General features: G+C 70.4%; 18 protein-coding genes and 1 tRNA gene. 7 read left to right on the top strand and 12 right to left on the bottom strand.

Annotated elements, in window-relative coordinates; translation table 11 throughout:
• Window positions 1–380: 380 nt before the first annotated feature.
• The gene (locus AB0N82_RS08315) at window positions 381–782 is read right to left on the bottom strand and encodes a hypothetical protein (protein WP_315995006.1); all 402 of its coding nucleotides are present in this window, start codon (window positions 780–782) and stop codon (window positions 381–383) included.
• A gap of 101 nt (window positions 783–883) precedes the next feature.
• Here AB0N82_RS08315 and AB0N82_RS08320 point away from each other — a divergent pair, with 101 nt between their 5' ends.
• The 4 genes from AB0N82_RS08320 to AB0N82_RS08335 all read left to right on the top strand — a co-directional run bounded on the left by AB0N82_RS08320 (window position 884) and on the right by AB0N82_RS08335 (window position 4998).
• On the top strand, window positions 884–1564 hold the full coding sequence (locus AB0N82_RS08320) for a YqaJ viral recombinase family protein (protein ID WP_315995007.1): 681 nt from the start codon (window positions 884–886) through the stop codon (window positions 1562–1564).
• 98 nt (window positions 1565–1662) lie between these two features.
• Window positions 1663–3357 (top strand): MDR family MFS transporter, encoded by a 1695-nt coding sequence (locus AB0N82_RS08325; protein WP_363390284.1) that lies wholly within the window; start codon window positions 1663–1665, stop codon window positions 3355–3357.
• Window positions 3358–3361: 4 nt separating this feature from the next.
• Complete coding sequence (locus tag AB0N82_RS08330; RefSeq protein ID WP_315995009.1) at window positions 3362–3823, top strand: MarR family transcriptional regulator; 462 nt, start codon at window positions 3362–3364, stop codon at window positions 3821–3823.
• A 155-nt stretch (window positions 3824–3978) separates the two neighbouring features.
• A complete protein-coding gene (locus AB0N82_RS08335; protein ID WP_363390289.1) occupies window positions 3979–4998 on the top strand; it encodes an NADP-dependent oxidoreductase in 1020 nt (339 codons plus the stop codon).
• 1 nt (window position 4999) lies between these two features.
• On the opposite strand, the gene AB0N82_RS08340 is transcribed toward AB0N82_RS08335, so the two are convergent.
• Window positions 5000–5887, bottom strand: a complete 888-nt coding sequence (locus AB0N82_RS08340; protein WP_315995010.1) for a LysR family transcriptional regulator ArgP — start codon at window positions 5885–5887, stop codon at window positions 5000–5002.
• Window positions 5888–5956: 69 nt separating this feature from the next.
• On the opposite strand from AB0N82_RS08340, the gene AB0N82_RS08345 reads away from it, so the two are divergent.
• Both AB0N82_RS08345 and AB0N82_RS08350 read left to right on the top strand, forming a co-directional pair.
• Entirely contained in the window at window positions 5957–6607 is a 651-nt protein-coding gene (locus tag AB0N82_RS08345) for a LysE/ArgO family amino acid transporter (RefSeq protein WP_363390293.1), read from the top strand.
• Between the two features lie 169 nt (window positions 6608–6776).
• Entirely contained in the window at window positions 6777–7058 is a 282-nt protein-coding gene (locus AB0N82_RS08350) for an acylphosphatase (protein ID WP_315995012.1), read from the top strand.
• A 52-nt stretch (window positions 7059–7110) separates the two neighbouring features.
• On the opposite strand, the gene AB0N82_RS08355 is transcribed toward AB0N82_RS08350, so the two are convergent.
• The 6 genes from AB0N82_RS08355 to rplK all read right to left on the bottom strand — a co-directional run bounded on the left by AB0N82_RS08355 (window position 7111) and on the right by rplK (window position 11896).
• Window positions 7111–8154 (bottom strand): nitronate monooxygenase, encoded by a 1044-nt coding sequence (locus AB0N82_RS08355; RefSeq protein ID WP_363390297.1) that lies wholly within the window; start codon window positions 8152–8154, stop codon window positions 7111–7113.
• Window positions 8155–8207: 53 nt separating this feature from the next.
• On the bottom strand, window positions 8208–8993 hold the full coding sequence (locus AB0N82_RS08360) for an amino acid ABC transporter ATP-binding protein (RefSeq protein WP_363390300.1): 786 nt from the start codon (window positions 8991–8993) through the stop codon (window positions 8208–8210).
• The gene (locus tag AB0N82_RS08365) at window positions 8980–9645 is read right to left on the bottom strand and encodes an amino acid ABC transporter permease (protein ID WP_363390303.1); all 666 of its coding nucleotides are present in this window, start codon (window positions 9643–9645) and stop codon (window positions 8980–8982) included. The genes AB0N82_RS08360 and AB0N82_RS08365 overlap by 14 nt, the downstream gene beginning before the upstream one ends.
• Window positions 9646–9763: 118 nt before the next feature.
• The gene (locus tag AB0N82_RS08370) at window positions 9764–10570 is read right to left on the bottom strand and encodes an amino acid ABC transporter substrate-binding protein (RefSeq protein ID WP_315995016.1); all 807 of its coding nucleotides are present in this window, start codon (window positions 10568–10570) and stop codon (window positions 9764–9766) included.
• Between the two features lie 190 nt (window positions 10571–10760).
• On the bottom strand, window positions 10761–11453 hold the full coding sequence (gene rplA, locus AB0N82_RS08375) for a 50S ribosomal protein L1 (protein ID WP_315995017.1): 693 nt from the start codon (window positions 11451–11453) through the stop codon (window positions 10761–10763).
• Between the two features lie 11 nt (window positions 11454–11464).
• Window positions 11465–11896, bottom strand: coding sequence for a 50S ribosomal protein L11 (gene rplK / locus AB0N82_RS08380; RefSeq protein ID WP_013585556.1), 432 nt, complete (start codon window positions 11894–11896; stop codon window positions 11465–11467).
• A gap of 293 nt (window positions 11897–12189) precedes the next feature.
• Here rplK and AB0N82_RS08385 point away from each other — a divergent pair, with 293 nt between their 5' ends.
• Window positions 12190–13149, top strand: a complete 960-nt coding sequence (locus AB0N82_RS08385) for a hypothetical protein (RefSeq protein WP_363390308.1) — start codon at window positions 12190–12192, stop codon at window positions 13147–13149.
• 334 nt (window positions 13150–13483) lie between these two features.
• Here the strand turns inward: AB0N82_RS08385 and nusG are convergent, their stop codons facing one another.
• The 4 genes from nusG to AB0N82_RS08405 form a co-directional block, all read right to left on the bottom strand.
• Window positions 13484–14614: a transcription termination/antitermination protein NusG gene (gene nusG, locus AB0N82_RS08390; protein WP_315995019.1), complete on the bottom strand. Its 1131-nt coding sequence runs from the start codon at window positions 14612–14614 to the stop codon at window positions 13484–13486.
• A 60-nt stretch (window positions 14615–14674) separates the two neighbouring features.
• Window positions 14675–14950 (bottom strand): preprotein translocase subunit SecE, encoded by a 276-nt coding sequence (gene secE, locus AB0N82_RS08395; protein WP_363390328.1) that lies wholly within the window; start codon window positions 14948–14950, stop codon window positions 14675–14677.
• Window positions 14951–14992: 42 nt separating this feature from the next.
• Window positions 14993–15065 (bottom strand) — tRNA-Trp (locus AB0N82_RS08400).
• 307 nt (window positions 15066–15372) lie between these two features.
• On the bottom strand, window positions 15373–16734 hold the full coding sequence (locus AB0N82_RS08405; RefSeq protein WP_363390337.1) for an NAD-dependent succinate-semialdehyde dehydrogenase: 1362 nt from the start codon (window positions 16732–16734) through the stop codon (window positions 15373–15375).
• Window positions 16735–16751 lie beyond the last annotated feature (17 nt).

The raw sequence follows: 16751 nt of genomic DNA on the forward strand, positions 1-16751 counted from the left end.
CGACTGAAGACGCAGCCAGCGACCTTCTCGTGATGCCGACGCAAGCTCGCGGGCGGTGACCCCGCGTAAGAGAAGATGCTCGCGGGTGTACATCGCGACTCCGTTGCTCCACCTCAGTTGCCCCGACCGCACGCAGCGATCCTCGGCCACTCGTTTGCGGCCCCGCTCCCCCGCCGCTCCCGTCCGTGGACAGCTCCCCTCGCATGCCGCCTGTGGAGGACGCGTCACCTCCCCCGCTTCTCACCGATCGACATGACCCCCGTCCGCCGAGATGACCCTGGATTGCGGCAAAATCCGCGTCATCTCGCGCGATGCCGGTCGTCTCGCCGCCCGCTGCGCCGCGTCGCCGCCCGGCCGCCCGGCCACCGCGACCGCCCGCCCTACGACACCCGCGGCTCGGGCAGCAGTGCCTGCGTCATCCGCACGATGCGCGACGGGGTGCGCGCGCCGAGCCAGACCGTGCACACCGCATCGTCGCCGCACGCCCACTCGGCGCACCAGGCGTGGATGGCCTGCGCCAGACGCTCGCCGCGCGGGCGCAGCTCCCCCTCGAGCGAGCGGTCGAGCCAGCTCACGCGCCCCTCCCCCGCGTCGATGACGCCGACCTGCTCCGAGCCGCACACCTCGACCACCACGGTGACGTGAGCGGCGGGCGAGAGGGCGGCGGCGATCCGGCGCATCTCGGGGATGTTCTGCGCGTCTCCGCCGAGCAGCACCGCACCCCCGAGGTCGCTCCAGAGGCCGCCGTCGGGACGTCGCAGCGTCTCGGGCTTCGCGTTCATGCGATCAACTTAGGTCACCCTTACCTTGCAGGCAAGACCCGGATGCCGACGCGCCGGGGCTCGCATGCACTCCACGGCCGCGCGGGGTTAGGGTCGAACGCATGTCCCCCGAGCTCGTCGCCTCCCGGAGCGCCGACCTCGACGCCCGGATCGTCGCCGACTCGCGCGATCGGGTCTCGTGGATCCGAGCCCGCTCCCGCGGCATCACCGCCACCGACGTCGCGGCCCTCACGAGCGCCAACGCGATCTCGCGAGCGGCGGATGCCAAGCTCATGGGCTCGAGCTTCTCGGGCAACGCCTTCACGGCGCACGGCCGCCGCCGCGAACCCGAGATCGCCGCCTGGGTGGCCGCGACGCACGGCATCCGCCCCTCCTCGGCGCTCTATCACGCGGTCGTCGAGAAGCGGCATCTCGCGACCCCCGACGGCGTGGTCGTCGACGGTGAAGGACGCGTGATCCTCGCCGAGATCAAGACCACGAACAAGGCGTGGCGCTCGATCCCCAAGACCTACATGCGCCAGATCTGGTGGCAGCAGCACGTACTCGGCGCCGAGCGCACGCTCGTGGCTTGGGAGCAGCACGACGGCTTCGTACCCCTGCACGATGAGCCGCGCTGCCAGTGGATCGAGCGCGATGAGCGCGAGATCGCCAAGCTCGTGGGGCTGGCCACCTCGCTCATCGACGAGCTGTACCGCCGCACCATGCAGGCGCGCCAACCGCGCCCCGAGCCCGTGCGACCGGAACCCACGGACAGGTACCGCGCCCTCGCGCTCCTCGATTAATAGTTGACGCAAGTCAAGCAATAGGCGTATCGTTGACATCAGTCAACTAATCGCGCCATCGTCGTCGCGGCATCCGTCCCCTTTCCGTGGAGCTCCGCATGACAGCCACTTCCTCGGACGCGCCCGCACAGCGGCGCGTCCTGCCGGCCCTGATCGGCCTGCTGCTCGGCACCTTCGTGTCGATGCTCGCCTCGACCGTCGTCTCGACGTCGCTGCCCGTCATCGTGCACGACCTGTCGGGCGACCAGAACGCCTACACCTGGGTCATCACCGCAACCCTGCTCACCACCGCGATCTCGACCCCCGTCTGGGGCAAGCTCGCCGACCTGTTCAACCGCAAGGTGCTGATCCAGGTCGCCATCGCGATCTTCGTGCTCGCCACCGCGGCCGCCGGCTTCTCGCAGAACACCGAGATGCTCATCGCCTTCCGCGCGGTCCAGGGCCTCGGCGCCGGCGGTCTCGCCGCCCTCAGCCAGGTGATCATGGCCGACATCATCAGCCCGCGCGAACGCGGCCGGTACATGGGCCTCTTCGGCGCCGTGATGGCCGTCGCCACCGTCGGCGGTCCGCTTCTCGGCGGCGTCATCACCGACGCCTTCGGATGGCGCTGGAACTTCTTCGTCGCCCTCCCCTTCGCCGTCGCCGCTCTGCTCATCCAGCAGCGCACGCTGCACCTCCCGGCGCGCGCCAAGCGGAAGGTGAAGATCGACTACGTCGGCATCGTGCTGCTGTCGACCGCCGTCTCCCTGCTGCTGATCTGGGTCACCAATGCGGGGAACTCCTTCGAGTGGGCCAGCACCGAGACGATGCTCATGGTCGGCGGCGCCGTCGTCGCCGCGATCCTCTTCGTGGTCGTCGAGCTGCGCTCCTCCGAGCCCCTCGTGCCGCTCACCCTCTTCCGTGACGCCACCTTCACCCTGGCCACCATCGCCTCCATCGCGACGGGCCTGGCGATGTTCGGCACCTCGGTCTTCCTCAGCCAGTACATGCAGATGGCCCGCGGCGCCACCCCGACCGAGGCCGGCGTCATGACGATCCCCATGATCGGCGGGTTGCTGGTGTCCTCCATCGTGGTCGGTGCCCTCATCTCCCGCTTCGGGCACTGGAAGCCGTTCCTCATCGCCGGTGGCGTGCTGCTCATCGCGGGTTCGTTCCTGCTGTCGACCATCCACTACGACACCAACTTCGCCCTCGTCTCGCTGTACATGGCGCTGCTCGGGGCCGGCGTCGGCATGACGATGCAGAACCTCGTGCTGGTCGTACAGAACACCGCCAACCCCACCCAGATGGGCGCTGCGAGTTCGGGCGTGACGTTCTTCCGCAGCCTCGGCGGCACGATCGGCGTCTCGGTGATGGGTGCGGCGCTGGCGAGCATGGCCACGAGCCTGTTCACCGACCGCGCCGACGACCTGAAGGCCGCGATCATGGGACTGGGCGCGAACGGCGCGTCGGTCGCCCAGTCGCTGCAGTCGGGGACGATCCCCCAGGTGTCCACCCTGCCCGAGAGCGTGCGCGTGATCGTCGAGGACATCTACGCCCAGTCGATCGCCCACTCGTTCCTCATCGCGGTGCCCGTCGCCGTGGTCAGCCTCATCGCCATCCTGTTCCTGCCGAACCGTCCGCTCACCCGCATGACGACCACGGAGCGGGTCGCCGCAAGCGAAGCCGACTTCGCCACCGTGTCGGTCCCCGAGGGCATGGCGACCCTCGCCGCGACCGGAACCGTGCCGACCCAGGATGCCGCGTCCTCGCGCCGCGCGCGGCGAGACGCCGGGATGGGAGAGGATGTCTGACGTGATGAGCGACGTGGACGATGACCGCCGAGAGGCCGTGCAGGCCCTGGAATCGTCGTTCTCGGAGCTCATGACCGTGTTCCGCCGCTTCGTCTCCGAGGCGGCGGAACGGGTCAGCCCCGGGATGCTGCCGGCCACGTTCAAGGCGCTGTCGGTGGTGAGCCGCTTCGGCCCACTGACGCTGTCTGCCCTGGCGGAGCGCCTCGCGGCCGACAAGGGCTTCCTCAGCCGCTCGATCACCGAGCTCGAGGAGCTCGGGCTCGTCACCCGCACGCCCGACCCGAACGACCGTCGCTCGCGCCTCATCGCGGTGACCGAGCTCGGGCACAGCCGTCTCGCCGACGCGCGGGCTCCCCATGAGAGCCGTCTGTTCGAGGCCATCGCGGACTGGTCGATCGGCGACATCCGCCACCTCTCGACGCTGCTGCACGCCCTCGCCGTCGGCGAGGTCCCCGCGCGGGACTGATCGCCCCGCGACCGGCCAGGTGCGCGACCGCGGGAGACCCGCGGCTTCGCGACACGGTGACCGAGGTGTAACACCGTCGAGACAATGGCGCGCTTGACTGTGGTGACCGCGGCGGAGCCGCTGCGGACACCGCCGCACGCGAGAGAGAGCGCCCGATGAGATTCAGATCGACGCGTCCCGAGGCCGCCCTCCAGCCCGTTCCCGCGGTGCCCGAGACGATGGATGCCGTCGTCCTCGACGAACCGGGATCGGCGCAGACCCTGCGCGTCGATCAGGTCGCCGTACCCACGCCCGTGTTGAGCGAGGTGCTGATCCGTGTGGTCGCGGCCGGGGTGAACCCGATCGATGCGAAGACCCGAGCCGGGCGAGGGATGTCGTCGGCGATCTCGTCGTGGCCGGCCGTGCTCGGTTTCGACGTGAGCGGGGTCGTCGTGCGCACGCCCTTCGATGCCCACCCGTTCCCCGTCGGGACCGAGGTCTACGGGATGGCGGCGGTGCCGCGCACCCCGGGCACCTATGCGGAGTACGTCGTCGTCCCCACGCTCTCGCTCGCCCGCAAGCCCGTGTCCCTCTCCCACGTCGAGGCCGCGGGCGTGCCGCTCGCCGCCCTCACCGCCTGGGGGCTGGTCGTCGAGACCGCGCTCGCGCATCAGGGCCAGCGCATCCTCATCCATGCCGGCAGCGGGGGCGTGGGGCACTTCGCCGTGCAGTTCGCCGCCTACTTCGGCGCCCATGTCATCGCCACCGGGTCGCCGCGCAACCTCCCCTGGCTGCGGGAGCTGGGGGCGGCGGAGGTGGTCGACTACACCTCGACCCGTTTCGAAGACGTCGTCGACACCGTCGACGTGGTCATCGACCTGATCGGGAACGTGTCGGACGACACCGGAACCCGATCGCTCGAGGTGCTGCGTCCCGGCGGGCTGCTGATCGAGGTGCCGACCGGCGCGTGGCCCGAGTTCCGTGAAGCGGCGGCGGCGCGCGGCATCCGTTCCACCGACTTCAAGACCATCCCCGACGGGGGTGCTCTCGCCACGATCGGCCGACTGCTCGATTCCGGAGCCGTCCGCGTCTACATCGAGCGCGTGTTCGACCTCGCCGAGGCGGGCGAAGCGCACGAGACGGTCGAGCGCGGCCACACGCGGGGCAAGGTCGTGCTGCGCGTCAGCGACGACTGAGTCAGGGGCTCGCGAGACGGCGGCGGCCCTCCGCCACGATCTCGTCGGCGACGAGGTCGAGCAGCGACGAGGTCAGGTTCCACTGCTGCCAGAACAGCGGCACGTCGATCGCGTCGGCGGCGAGGCGCACGAGGGAGCCGTCCTCCAGCCCTGCGGCGGACTGGAACCCCGGCAGCAGTCCCCACCCCAGCCCGAGCTCGATGGCGGTCGCGAAGTCCTGCGACGCCGGAACGCGGTGCCGCGGCGGGTCTGCGGCGGCCACGCCCCGCCGCGCGAGCCACTGCGTCTGCAGATCGTCGCGGCGGTCGAAGTCGACCAGCGGTGCCTGCGCCAGGGCGTCGGCGTCCGCACCTCGCGGGAACCAGCGCGCGGCGAACGCGGTCGTCGCCACGGGTTCGTAGCGCAGGATGCCGAGGGGGCGCACGCGGCAGCCCGCCACCGGCGCCTCGCGCGACGTCACGGCCGCCATGACCGTGCCCGATTCGAGCAGCCCCGCGGTGAAGTCCTGATCGTCGCGATGCAGGTCGAACACGACCGCGTGCTGCGCCGCGACGCGGGCCAGGGGCGGGAGGAACCACGTCGCGAGCGAGTCCGCGTTGACCGCGAGCGGCAGGGAGGCGGTGGCTCCGTCGTCGGCCCCGATCGCGGCGAGGGCGTCGTGTTCGAGCAGGGCCAGCTGGCGCGCCAGCCGCACGATCGCGTCGCCCGCTTCCGTCGTGCGGACGGGCTTGGAGCGCACGAGCACGACCCGTCCCACGCGGTCTTCGAGCGCCCGCACGCGCTGACTCACGGCGGACGGGGTGATGTGCAGACGACGGGCGGCGGCATCCAAGGTGCCCTCCTCGACGACGACGGCCAGCGTCCGGGCGAGATCGAGCGGAATCGACATGAAGAGATGCTAATGCTCCTCCAGAATCCTGAGCTGGTCTTGTCAGTTCACCGGGCCTAGCGTCGGAACGTGCTCACCTCCCTCCTCGCCGGCCTCGGTCTCGGCTTCTCGCTCATCGTCGCCATTGGAGCGCAGAACCTCTTCGTGCTGCGCCAGGGCGTGCGGCGGGAGCACCTGCCGGCGGTGGTCGCCGTGTGCGCCGCTTCCGACGCCGTGCTGATCCTGCTGGGCGTGTCGGGCATCGGCCTCGTGCTGCAGGCGGCGCCCTGGCTGCTCGCCGTCGTGCGATGGGCGGGCGCGGCCTTCCTACTCGGATACGCCGCGCTCGCCGCGCGCCGAGCGCTGAGCCCGAGCGGCGAGACGCTGCGCGTCGACACCGCGGCATCCCCGGCGATCCCGGATGCCGGCGGCACAGCGCTGCGGACGCGGACGACCCTCACAGCGACGCTGCTGACGTGCCTCGCGCTCACATGGCTCAACCCCCACGTCTACCTGGACACCGTGTTCCTGCTCGGCTCGGTCGCGTCCACGCACGGGGACGGCCGCTGGGCGTTCGCCGCCGGCGCGTGCCTGGCGAGCCTCGCGTGGTTCACCGCGCTGGGATTCGGTGCGCGCTACCTCGGCCGCTGGCTCGACACACCGCGGGCCTGGCGCATCCTCGACGCGCTGATCGCGGTGGTCATGATCGCCATCGCGATCTCGCTCGTGCTGACGCACTGACCGGTGGCGGCGCCGCCGCGGGGTCGATGCGCGGCATCCCGGGCTTCACGACCGGGCGATCCTCGGTCTCGGAGCGCGTACGCGCGTTCGGGGCGGGTACGCGCCCTGAAGCCGGAGCGGCGCCTCGGACCTCCCGCATCCCCACCTCCGACGCGAGGACAATGGGTGGATGCGAACAGTGACCATCACCGTGACCGGCCTCGTCCAGGGTGTCGGCTTCCGCTACGCCCTGCGCGCCGAGGCGGAGCGGCTCGGGACGCGCGGATGGGTGCGCAATCGCCGTGACGGCGCGGTCGAGGCGCTCGTCGCGGGCGACCCCGACGCGGTCGAGGGTGTCATCGCGTGGGCGCACGACGGCCCGCCCTCCGCCCGGGTCGCCGATGTCGACGTGCTCGAGACCGGCGGCGCGGATGAGATCCCCGCCGCGTTCGAGATCCGCGACACCGTCTAGGCGGGGAGCCCTGCCCGCAGCTCGGCGAGCACGTCACGGGCGTCCCCGCCGCTCAGTCGGGGAGCCCTGCCCGCAGCTCAGCGAGCACGTCACGGGCGTCGTCGAAGCGGCTGAGGGCCGCGGCCTGACCGGCCCACAACGACACCAGTTCCGCATCACCGGACGCGGTCGCCGCCGCCCGGAAGACCCCCGTGAGCCAGTTCTGCGCCGGGAAGGGGGCGATCATCCCCGCCGTCTCGATCTCGCGCATCGCACGGTTCGGGATCCCACGCGCCAGGCGTCCGCTCATCGCCCGGGTCAGTCGCGTGTCGGTGTCGGCCGCCGTGGAGATCGCGGCGCGGTGACCGGCGGTCGCGGCGGATTGCCGCGTGCGCAGGAAGCTCGTCCCGACCTGCACGCCCTCGGCGCCGAGCGCGAACGCGGCCGCGACGCCGCGGCGATCGGCGATCCCGCCGGCCGCGACGACCGGGACCGACACGGCATCGACGACCTGGGGCACGAGGGCGAAGGTCCCCACGAGGGACTCCGACGGGTCGGCGAGGAACGAGACCCGGTGCCCTCCCGCCTCGGCGCCCGTCGCCACGATCGCCGCGACCCCCGCCTCCTCGAGCGCGCGGGCCTCGGCGACGGAGGTGGCCGTGCCGATCACGACGATGCCCCGCTCGCGGGCACGGTCGAGGGTGTTCGCATCCGGCACCCCGAAGACGACGCTCACGACATCCGGCCGCGCGTCGAGGACCGCGTCGATCTGCGCGTCGATCGGCGGGAGGAAGGAGTCGGGCGGGGTGGGCACGGCTACTCCCGCCGCGTCGAACAGGGGCCGGGCGGCATCCAGGAAGGGCTGCACGTCCACGTCGAGCGGAGTCACCTCGTCGCCCCGTGGCATCCACAGGTTCACCGCGACGGGTCGCGCGGTCGCTGCGCGCAGTGCCGAGACCGTCTCCCGGATGCGGGCGGGCGGGTAGCCGTAGAGCCCGAACGAACCGAGGCCTCCCCCGTCGCTCACCGCCGCCGTCAGTTCGACCGACGAGAGTCCTCCGAAGGGACCGAGGACGATCGGCACGTCGATGCCGAGCAGGCGCTGCAGGCGGTTCATCCTCTCAGCGTGCCATGCCTCATGATCACGCGCAGCGGACGGATGCCGCCGGCTCAGGCGGGGTCGGGCCCGTCGAGCGGCCGGAGCAGACGGTCGAGGAACCGCCGCGTGCGCTCCTTATCCGGCCGTGTGAAGAGCGTCGCGGGCGCCCCGCGCTCCACGATGACGCCGTCGTCGAAGAACAGCACCTCGTCGGCCACCTCGCGGGCGAAGCCCAGCTCGTGCGTGACGATCACCATCGTCCACCCCTCGTTCGCGAGCTCCCGCAGCACCGTGAGCACCTCGCCGACCAGCTCGGGGTCGAGGGCGCTGGTGGGCTCGTCGAACAGCAGCAGGTCGGGCTGCAGCGCGAGCGCGCGGACGATCCCGACGCGCTGCTGCTGGCCGCCCGACAGCTCCGCGGGGTACGCGTCGCGCTTCTCGGCGAGGCCGACGCGCGCGAGCAGGCGCTCCGCGTTCGCGACGGCCTCCGCCTTCGGCACCCCGTGCGCCTGCACGGGGCCCTCGATGACGTTCTGGACGACGGTCAGGTGAGGGAAGAGGTTGTGGTGCTGGAAGACCATCGCCGAGCGGTCGCGAAGCGCGGCCCGGTCGCTTTTCGCCACCTTCCGGGCGAAGTCGACCGACGGCCCGCCGTCGAACGCCACGACACCGGCATCGGGGGTCTCGAGGCCGTTGAGGCAGCGCAGCACGGTCGTCTTGCCGGAGCCGGACGGGCCGATCAGCACGAGGACGTCGCCGCGGCGCACCTCGAGGTCGACGCCGTCGAGCACGCGGTTCGCGCCGAAGCTCTTCTGCAGTCCCGTCGCACTCAACAGCGGGGTGTCAGTGGGCGACATGGCGGTCCAACCTCTTCTCGAGGGCGTTCTGCCCGAACGACAGCACGAGGCAGAACAGCCAGTAGATGAGCGCCGCCTCGAGGTAGACGGCCATGAATTCGTACGAGAACGCCGCGATGTTCTGCGCCTGACGGAACAGCTCCGTGACGAGGATCAGGGATGCCAGCGAGCTGTCCTTCACGAGCGAGATGAAGGTGTTCGACAGCGGCGGCACCGACACGCGGGCGGCCTGCGGCAGGATGATGCGCGTCAGCGTCTTGCGCGGCGACAGCCCGACGGTGTGAGCAGCCTCCCACTGCCCGCGCGGCACGGAGAGGATCGCGGCGCGGATCACCTCGGCCGCGTAGCCGCCGACGTTCAGCGAGAACGCGATCACGGCGGCCGGGAACGGATCGATCACCACGCCGACCGCGGGCAGACCGTAGAAGATCACGAACAGCTGCACCAGCAACGGCGTGCCGCGGATGATCGAGATGTAGAAGCGGGCCACACCCGACATCACGACGTTCGGCGACAGGCGCAGCAGGGCCATCAGGAGCGCGATCACGAGACCGATCGCGAAGGAGGCCAACGACAGCGGGATCGTGCCCGTGATCCCGGCCAGCAGCATCGGCCAGAACGAGTCGAGCAGCAACGTCCACAGGTCGTTCATGAGCCTCCTTCTTCTCTCGGACCCGCGTCGCACGCGGGAACGGATCATCCGCTTCTCACGCTAGAGGGTGAGAAGCGGATGATCCGCGGGGTTTACAGCGCGCGCACGCGCCGTGCGCTCACTGGGTGACGTCGGCGCCGAAGTACTTCTCGCTGATCTGCGTCAGCGTGCCGTCGGCGCGCAGCTCCTCGAGCGCCGTGTCGACGGCCTCCGCGAGCGCGTCCTGGCCCTTCTTGAAGGCGAACGCGCTCTCCGAGGTGTCCTCGGTCTCGGCCGCGATCTTCAGGCCCGTCGGGCTGTTCGTCTTCTCGTAGTCGAGGTAGGTGAGCTGGTCGTTGACCGTGGCATCCACGCGGCCCTGCTTGAGGAGGGCGACCGCCTGGGCCCAGCCTTCGACGGCCTCGACCTGGGCGCCGCTGGAGGTGGCGAGCTCGTACCAGTTGCTCGTGAGCGACTGCGCGGTGGTCTTCCCCGACAGGTCGGCGAAGCTCGAGATGGCGTTGTCGTCCTCGGTGGTCACCACGACGCCGCGCGAGACGGTGTAGGGCGCGCTGAAGGTGTACTTCTCCTGACGCTCCGGGTTGATCGTCACCTGGTTCGCGATGACGTCGAAACGTCCGGCATCCAGGCCCGCGAAAATGGCATCCCACTGGGTCTCCTGGAACTTCACCTGGAGGCCGAGCTTGTCGGCGACGGCCGTGGCGATCTCGACGTCGAAGCCGGTGAGCTCCCCCGCCCCCTCGTGGTACGAGAAGGGACGGTAGGTGCCCTCGGTGGCGACGGTCAGCGTGCCGCCCGAGACGAGGTCGTACTCGGAGCCCGCGTCGGACGACGCGCTCGAGGTGGCTCCCCCGCTGCAGGCGGTCAGCGCGAGGGCGCTCAGGCCCAGGGTGGCGGCGAGGACGGTCAGACGACGACGGGGCATAGCTGTTCCAGACATGTGTGGTGTGGGAATGACGTTCGTGTGGCGCGGTGCAGGACGGCCGCGACCCTCCAGCACAACACGTCGAGGCGCGAACCTCTTCCCGGATGACGCCGTGTTGCACGTCCGTGCACGGCTCGCACGCAGAAGCCCCGCCGGCACGGGGCGCGGCGGGGCTTCTGTGAGACGAACGTCAGACGATGGCGTTGACGTCCAGCGGGATGCCGGGACCGAAGGTGGTCGAGACGGCGCCCTTCTGGATGTAACGGCCCTTCGAGCTGGACGGCTTGAGGCGGACGATCTCCTCGAGCGCGGCCTTCAGGTTCTCGTCGAGCTGCTCGGCCGAGAACGACGCCTTGCCCACCACGAAGTGGATGTTGGCGTGCTTGTCGACGCGGAACTCGATCTTTCCGCCCTTGATCTCCTCGACGGCCTTGGCCGGGTTGGGGGTCACGGTGCCGGTCTTGGGGTTCGGCATGAGGCCGCGGGGTCCGAGGACCTTACCGAGGCGACCGACCTGGCCCATGAGCTCGGGCGTGGCGACGGCCGCGTCGAACGCGGTGTAACCGCCGGCGACCTTCTCGATGAGCTCGGTGCCACCGACCTCGTCGGCGCCGGCGGCGAGGGCCGCCTCGGCCGCGGGGCCGTTGGCGAAGACGATGACGCGCGCGGTCTTACCCGTGCCGTGGGGCAGGATGACCGTGCCGCGGACCATCTGGTCGGCCTTACGGGGGTCGACCGAGAGCTTCAGCGCGACCTCGACGGTCGAGTCGAACTTCTTCGAGCCGGTCTCCTTCGCGAGGGCGACGGCCTCGGTCGGGGTGTAGAACGTGTCGGCCGCGATCTTCTCAGCAGCGGCGCGGAATGCCTTGGACTTGGTAGCCATTGTTATCTCCCTCAGTCCTCGACCGTGATGCCCATGGAACGGGCGGTGCCGGCGATGATCTTCGAGGCGGCCTCGATGTCGTTCGCGTTCAGGTCGGGCTGCTTCGTGGTGGCGATCTCGCGGACCTGGTCCTTGGTGAGCTTGCCCACCTTGACCGTGTGGGGCGTCGACGAGCCCTTCGCGAGGCCGGCGGCCTTCTTGATGAGCTCTGCTGCCGGGGGCGTCTTCAGGATGAACGTGAAGCTGCGGTCCTCGTAGACGGTGATCTCAACGGGGATGACGTTGCCGCGCTGGGCCTCGGTCGCCGCGTTGTACGCCTTGCAGAACTCCATGATGTTGACGCCGTGCTGACCGAGCGCCGGACCGATCGGCGGCGCGGGGTTGGCCGCGCCCGCCTTGATCTGGAGCTTGATCAGGCCGGTCACCTTTTTCTTGGGTGCCATATCCTTTTCCTCTCTCGAGCGGGACCCTCGCGGTTCCCTCTCTCCCGCCCGCCCGGCGGTTCCGGGCAGCGGTCGTCGCACGCTGACGCACGCAACCTTGCCATTGTACGCGACGCCCGGCGTTTCGGCATCCCGCGCCCTGCTCCCCGCCGCCCCTCCTCGATAAACGCCGTTCGTGTCGAGACACGGTGTGGCGACGCGTGTCTCGACATGGACGGCGTTTATCGGCGAAGGGCGCCCGGGTTATGCACACCCGGTCACCGCGGGCGGCCCGTTTGCGCCACCCTCGGCGAATGGATGCCGATCCTCCCGCCTTCCGTGGCGCGCCCCTCCCTCTGTTCGCCGCGGCCGCGACGCCCTCCCCCGGGTCGCACCCGTCGCGCGACCCCCACATGCACCGCATCCGGCCGGGGGTGTACACGGAACGGGCCGGATGGGGGGAGCTGCCGCCGTGGAACAGATATCTCCTGCGCGTGCACGCTTTCCGCCTCGTCAACCCCGAGGCGGTGTTCTCGCACGAGTCGGCGGCCGCTCTGCACGGCCTGCCCACCTTCGGTCACCCCCGGCACATCCACCTCTTCGACGGGCGGCGCGAACGCTCGCTGGCCTACGGCGACGTGCGCGTGCACACGAGCGCCGACCGTCGCCGCACCGTCGAGCAAGACGGCCTCCGATGCTCTCTCCTCGCCGACGTCGTGGTGGACCTCGCGCGCGTCCTGCCGCCCGCGTTCGCACTGGCGGTCGCGGATGCCGCCCTCCGGACCGGGACGGTCACCTCGAGCGAGCTGCTCGACCTCGCCGCAGCCCAGCGCAACCCGCGCGGTCGAAGGAGGCTCGATTGGGTCCTGGCCCGCGGCGATCAACGGTCGGAGTCCGTGGGTGAGTCGCTGAGCCGAGCGGTCATCGAGTGGTGCGGGTTCCCCGCCGCCGACCTGCAAACCGAGCATCGTGTCGGGGGCCGCGCCTACCGGTCGGATTTCTGCTGGCCGGAGCACCGCGTCATCGGCGAGTTCGACGGCTGGGTGAAGTACGACCGTCACGACCCGGATGCCGCCGCCACAGCCGTCCGGGCTGAGAAGACCCGCGAGGACGCACTGCGGCGGGCGGGGTGGCGGATCGCGCGCTGGGACTACGGCGGTGCGCTGAGGGTCGACGGCCTTCGCGAGGCGTTGAAGGCGACGGGCTTGCCCGTGGTCGCGCGGGTCGACGGGCGCAACGTGCGCGGCGTCGGACTGAACCCGCGCTCCGAGTGACCATGCTCGGGCGATAAACGGCGAGCGTGCCGATACACGGTGGGGCGCCGCGTCTCTGAGCACGGACGGCGTTTATCGAGCCGTCTCGTCCCGGATGCGGCGACCGGGCACGCCGTGCGACGGCGCGGGCGTGCGGAGATGCGGGCGTGCGGAGGCGCGGGCGTGCGACGGCGCGCGGTGATAAACGCCGTTCATGCTGAGACACGGTGCGACGCAGCGTGTCTCGGCACCGACGGCGTTTATCGGGAAGGAAGCGGCGGCGCGGGCGCCGGAACGGCGAACGCCCCGCCGGACGGAACCGGGCGGGGCGTTCGCGAGACGCGCAGGGCGCGCGTCAGACCATCTTGGTGACCTGGTCGAACGACAGCTCGACGGGGGTCTCGCGCTCGAAGAGGGAGACGAGCACGGTGAGCTTGCCGCTCTCGGGCTTGATCTCGCTGATCGTTCCGGGCAGACCCGCGAACGAGCCCTCCTTGATCGTGATCGTCTCTCCGGCCTCGAAGTCGACCTCGGCGGGGATGACGCGCTGGGCGGTCGGGGCGCCCTTGGCGGCACCGGCCTTGGCCGGAGCGGACTCCTTGACCTCGACGAGGCTCTTCAGCATGTTGAAGGCCTCCTCGAAGCGCAGCGGCGTCGGGTTGTGGGCGTTGCCCACGAAGCCGGTGACACCGGGGGTGTGACGCACGACCGACCAGGTGTCTTCGTTGAGGTCCATGCGCACCAGCACGTAGCCGGGGATGCGCACGCGGTTGACCATCTTGCGCTGGCCGTTCTTGATCTCGACGACGTCCTCCATCGGGACCTCGACCTGGTAGATGTCGTCCTCGACCTCGAGCGTCGACTTGCGCTGCTCGATGTTGGCCTTCACCTTGCGCTCGAAGCCCGCGTACGAGTGGATGACGTACCACTTGCCCGGGAGCATGCGCAGCTCGGTGCGGAACGCCTCGTACGGGTCGACGTCCTCGTCATCGGCGGCGTCCAGGTCTTCCGGCGCCTCGGCGGCGTCGGCCGGCGACTCCTCCGCCTCGACCTCGTCGACGACGGATGCCGCGGCGGAGACCTCGTCGACGAAGTCCTCGTCGAGGACGGGAGCGTCGGGCTCGCCATTGACGTCGGGGCCGTCGTACGGCGCGACCTCGTCGGCGGCTTCGGCGGCCTCTTCGGCCTGCTCTTCCGCGAGGGAGTCGGTCAGCACCTCGGCGGCGGCCTCGGCCTCGCTGGTCTCGTCGATCTCGAGAGCGTCGTTCACGATCGCGTCCGCCTCCGGGTCGGTGATGTCGATGTCGCCCAGGTCGGCATCGTCGGTGTCGGTCTCGTCGTCGACGATGTGGACGGCGGTGTGCTCGGCGGAGTCGGAGGCGCGCTCCTGGGACGCGAGCACGTTGCCCTCCTGGGCTTCGTCGTCCTCGCTCGACTGCTCGGCGGCCGTCGCCCAATCGGCGTCGTCGACATATCTTTCAGACACTGTGATCTCTTCCGTTCAGTGGCGGCCGCTCTCGGCGCCGCGCGTCCGCCCAGACGCCGGTCAGGCGCCGGCGCTACCGGGGACGCCGAAGACGGCGGTGGTGATCCACACGAACAACACGTCGAGGCCGTAGACGATCGCCATCATGACGACGACGAACCCGAGGACGACGGCGGTGAACTTGAACAGTTCCTGCCGCGTCGGAGTGACGACCTTGCGGAGTTCCGCGAAGACCTGACGAATGAAGAGAGCGATCCGCGCGAAGAAGTTGAGCTTCTTCTCGCGGGGCGCGCCGCGGTCTGCGACGACCTCGCCCTTCGCCTCGTCTTGCGTCATCGAACCACCCAGGTCTCTGTCTGTGCCAGCGTGCGCTGTGCGCAGGGCGGACAGGAATCGAACCTGCAACCTGCGGTTTTGGAGACCGCTGCTCTGCCAATTGAGCTACCGCCCTAAGATCCCGAAGGATCCAGGATGCGAAACCGGCGCGCTTCCGCCTGGTATCTCTCGGGGAGGGATGCCGCGTACCCGAGGGCACGGCGAAAGATTGCAGATTTCGACTGCACTCCCCAGTCTATGTCATGTCCCCCGGTGAGGCGAACCGGGCCGGTGCCGGCGGGGCGGAGTCGTCCTGCGGTCCGCCCTGGCCCGCGACGCCCGTCGCCCCGGTTCCCCGACTCCGCCCCCGCTGTCGAACGCCCGGAAACGCGGAATCCCCCGGACCCCGTCGAGCGGGTCCGGGGGATTCGCGAGCGGCCGGATCAGACCGTGCGGATCAGCTTCTTGTTCACGAACTCGTCGGCCGCGAGCAGGCCCATCTCGCGCGAGGTGCCGCTGCGCTTGACACCGCCGAACGGCAGCTCGGGAGAGTCGGCCAGCACGACGTTGATGTAGACCATCCCGGCCTCGATCTTGTCGGCGATGCGCTCGGCCTGCGCGGCATCCGTCGTGAAGACGTAGGAGCCGAGACCGTACCCGGTGTCGTTGGCCAGGGTGACCGCCTCGTCCTCGCTCGAGACGCGGTAGACGACACCGACGGGGCCGAAGAACTCCTCGCCGTACGCGTCCATGTCCTTCGTGACGCCCGTGAGGACGGTGCCGGGGTAGAAGGCGCCGTCGCGCGTGCCGCCCACCTCGACGGTGGCACCCTGCGCCACGGCGCGCTGCACCTGCTCGTCGAGGCGTTCGGCCGCGGTGAGCGATGACAGCGGACCCAGCACCGTGTCGTCGGCGAACGGGTCGCCGACCTTGGCCTCACCCAGGGCGGCGGTGAACTTCGACACGAACCCGTCGTAGAGGTCGTCGGCGACGATGAAGCGCTTCGCGGCGTTGCACGACTGCCCGTTGTTGTCGAGGCGGGCGTCGACGGCGGCCTGGACGGCGGCATCGAGGTCATCGGTGGAGAGCAGGATGAAGGGGTCGGACCCGCCCAGCTCGAGTGCGACCTTCTTGAGGTTGCGGCCGGCGATCTCGGCGACGGCGGCGCCGGCGCGCTCCGATCCGGTCACCGAGACGCCCTGCACGCGGCGGTCGGCGATGATGGTCGCCGCCTGGTCGTTGGTCGCGCGGATGTTGACGTAGGCACCCTCGGGCAGACCCGCGTCGCGGTAGATCGCCTGCAGCGCCTCGGCGGACTCGGGGCACTGGGGAGCGTGCTTGAGCAGGATGGTGTTGCCCACCGCGAGGTTGGGCGCCGCGAACCGGGCCACCTGGTAGTACGGGAAGTTCCAGGGCATGATGCCCAGCAGCACGCCCAGCGGCGAGCGGCGGATGACCGCGGTGCCCTCGCCCAGGATGTCGAGCGGGGTGTCGCCGGTGATCTTGTCGATGTTGTCGGCGTAGTACTCGGTGATGTCGGCGGCGAAGTCGACCTCACCCTCGGCGGCGGCCAGGGGCTTGCCCATCTCGCGCACGATGATCGCGGCGAGCTCGTCGCGGCGCTCGCGGTGGAGCTCCGCCACGCGGCGGATCGCAGCGGCGCGTTCGGACGGAGCGGTGCGCGACCACACGCCGTACCCGTCGTGGGCGGAGGCGATGGCGGCCTCCACCGCGTCGTCGGTCAGGATGTCGTACTCGGCGAGGGTCTCGCCGGTGGCGGGATTGACGACGGCGTAGTCGCTCATCGGGCTGCTCCTTTTCG

Source organism: Microbacterium sp. NPDC089186, assembly GCF_040685115.1.
Taxonomy (GTDB): domain Bacteria; phylum Actinomycetota; class Actinomycetes; order Actinomycetales; family Microbacteriaceae; genus Microbacterium; species Microbacterium galbum.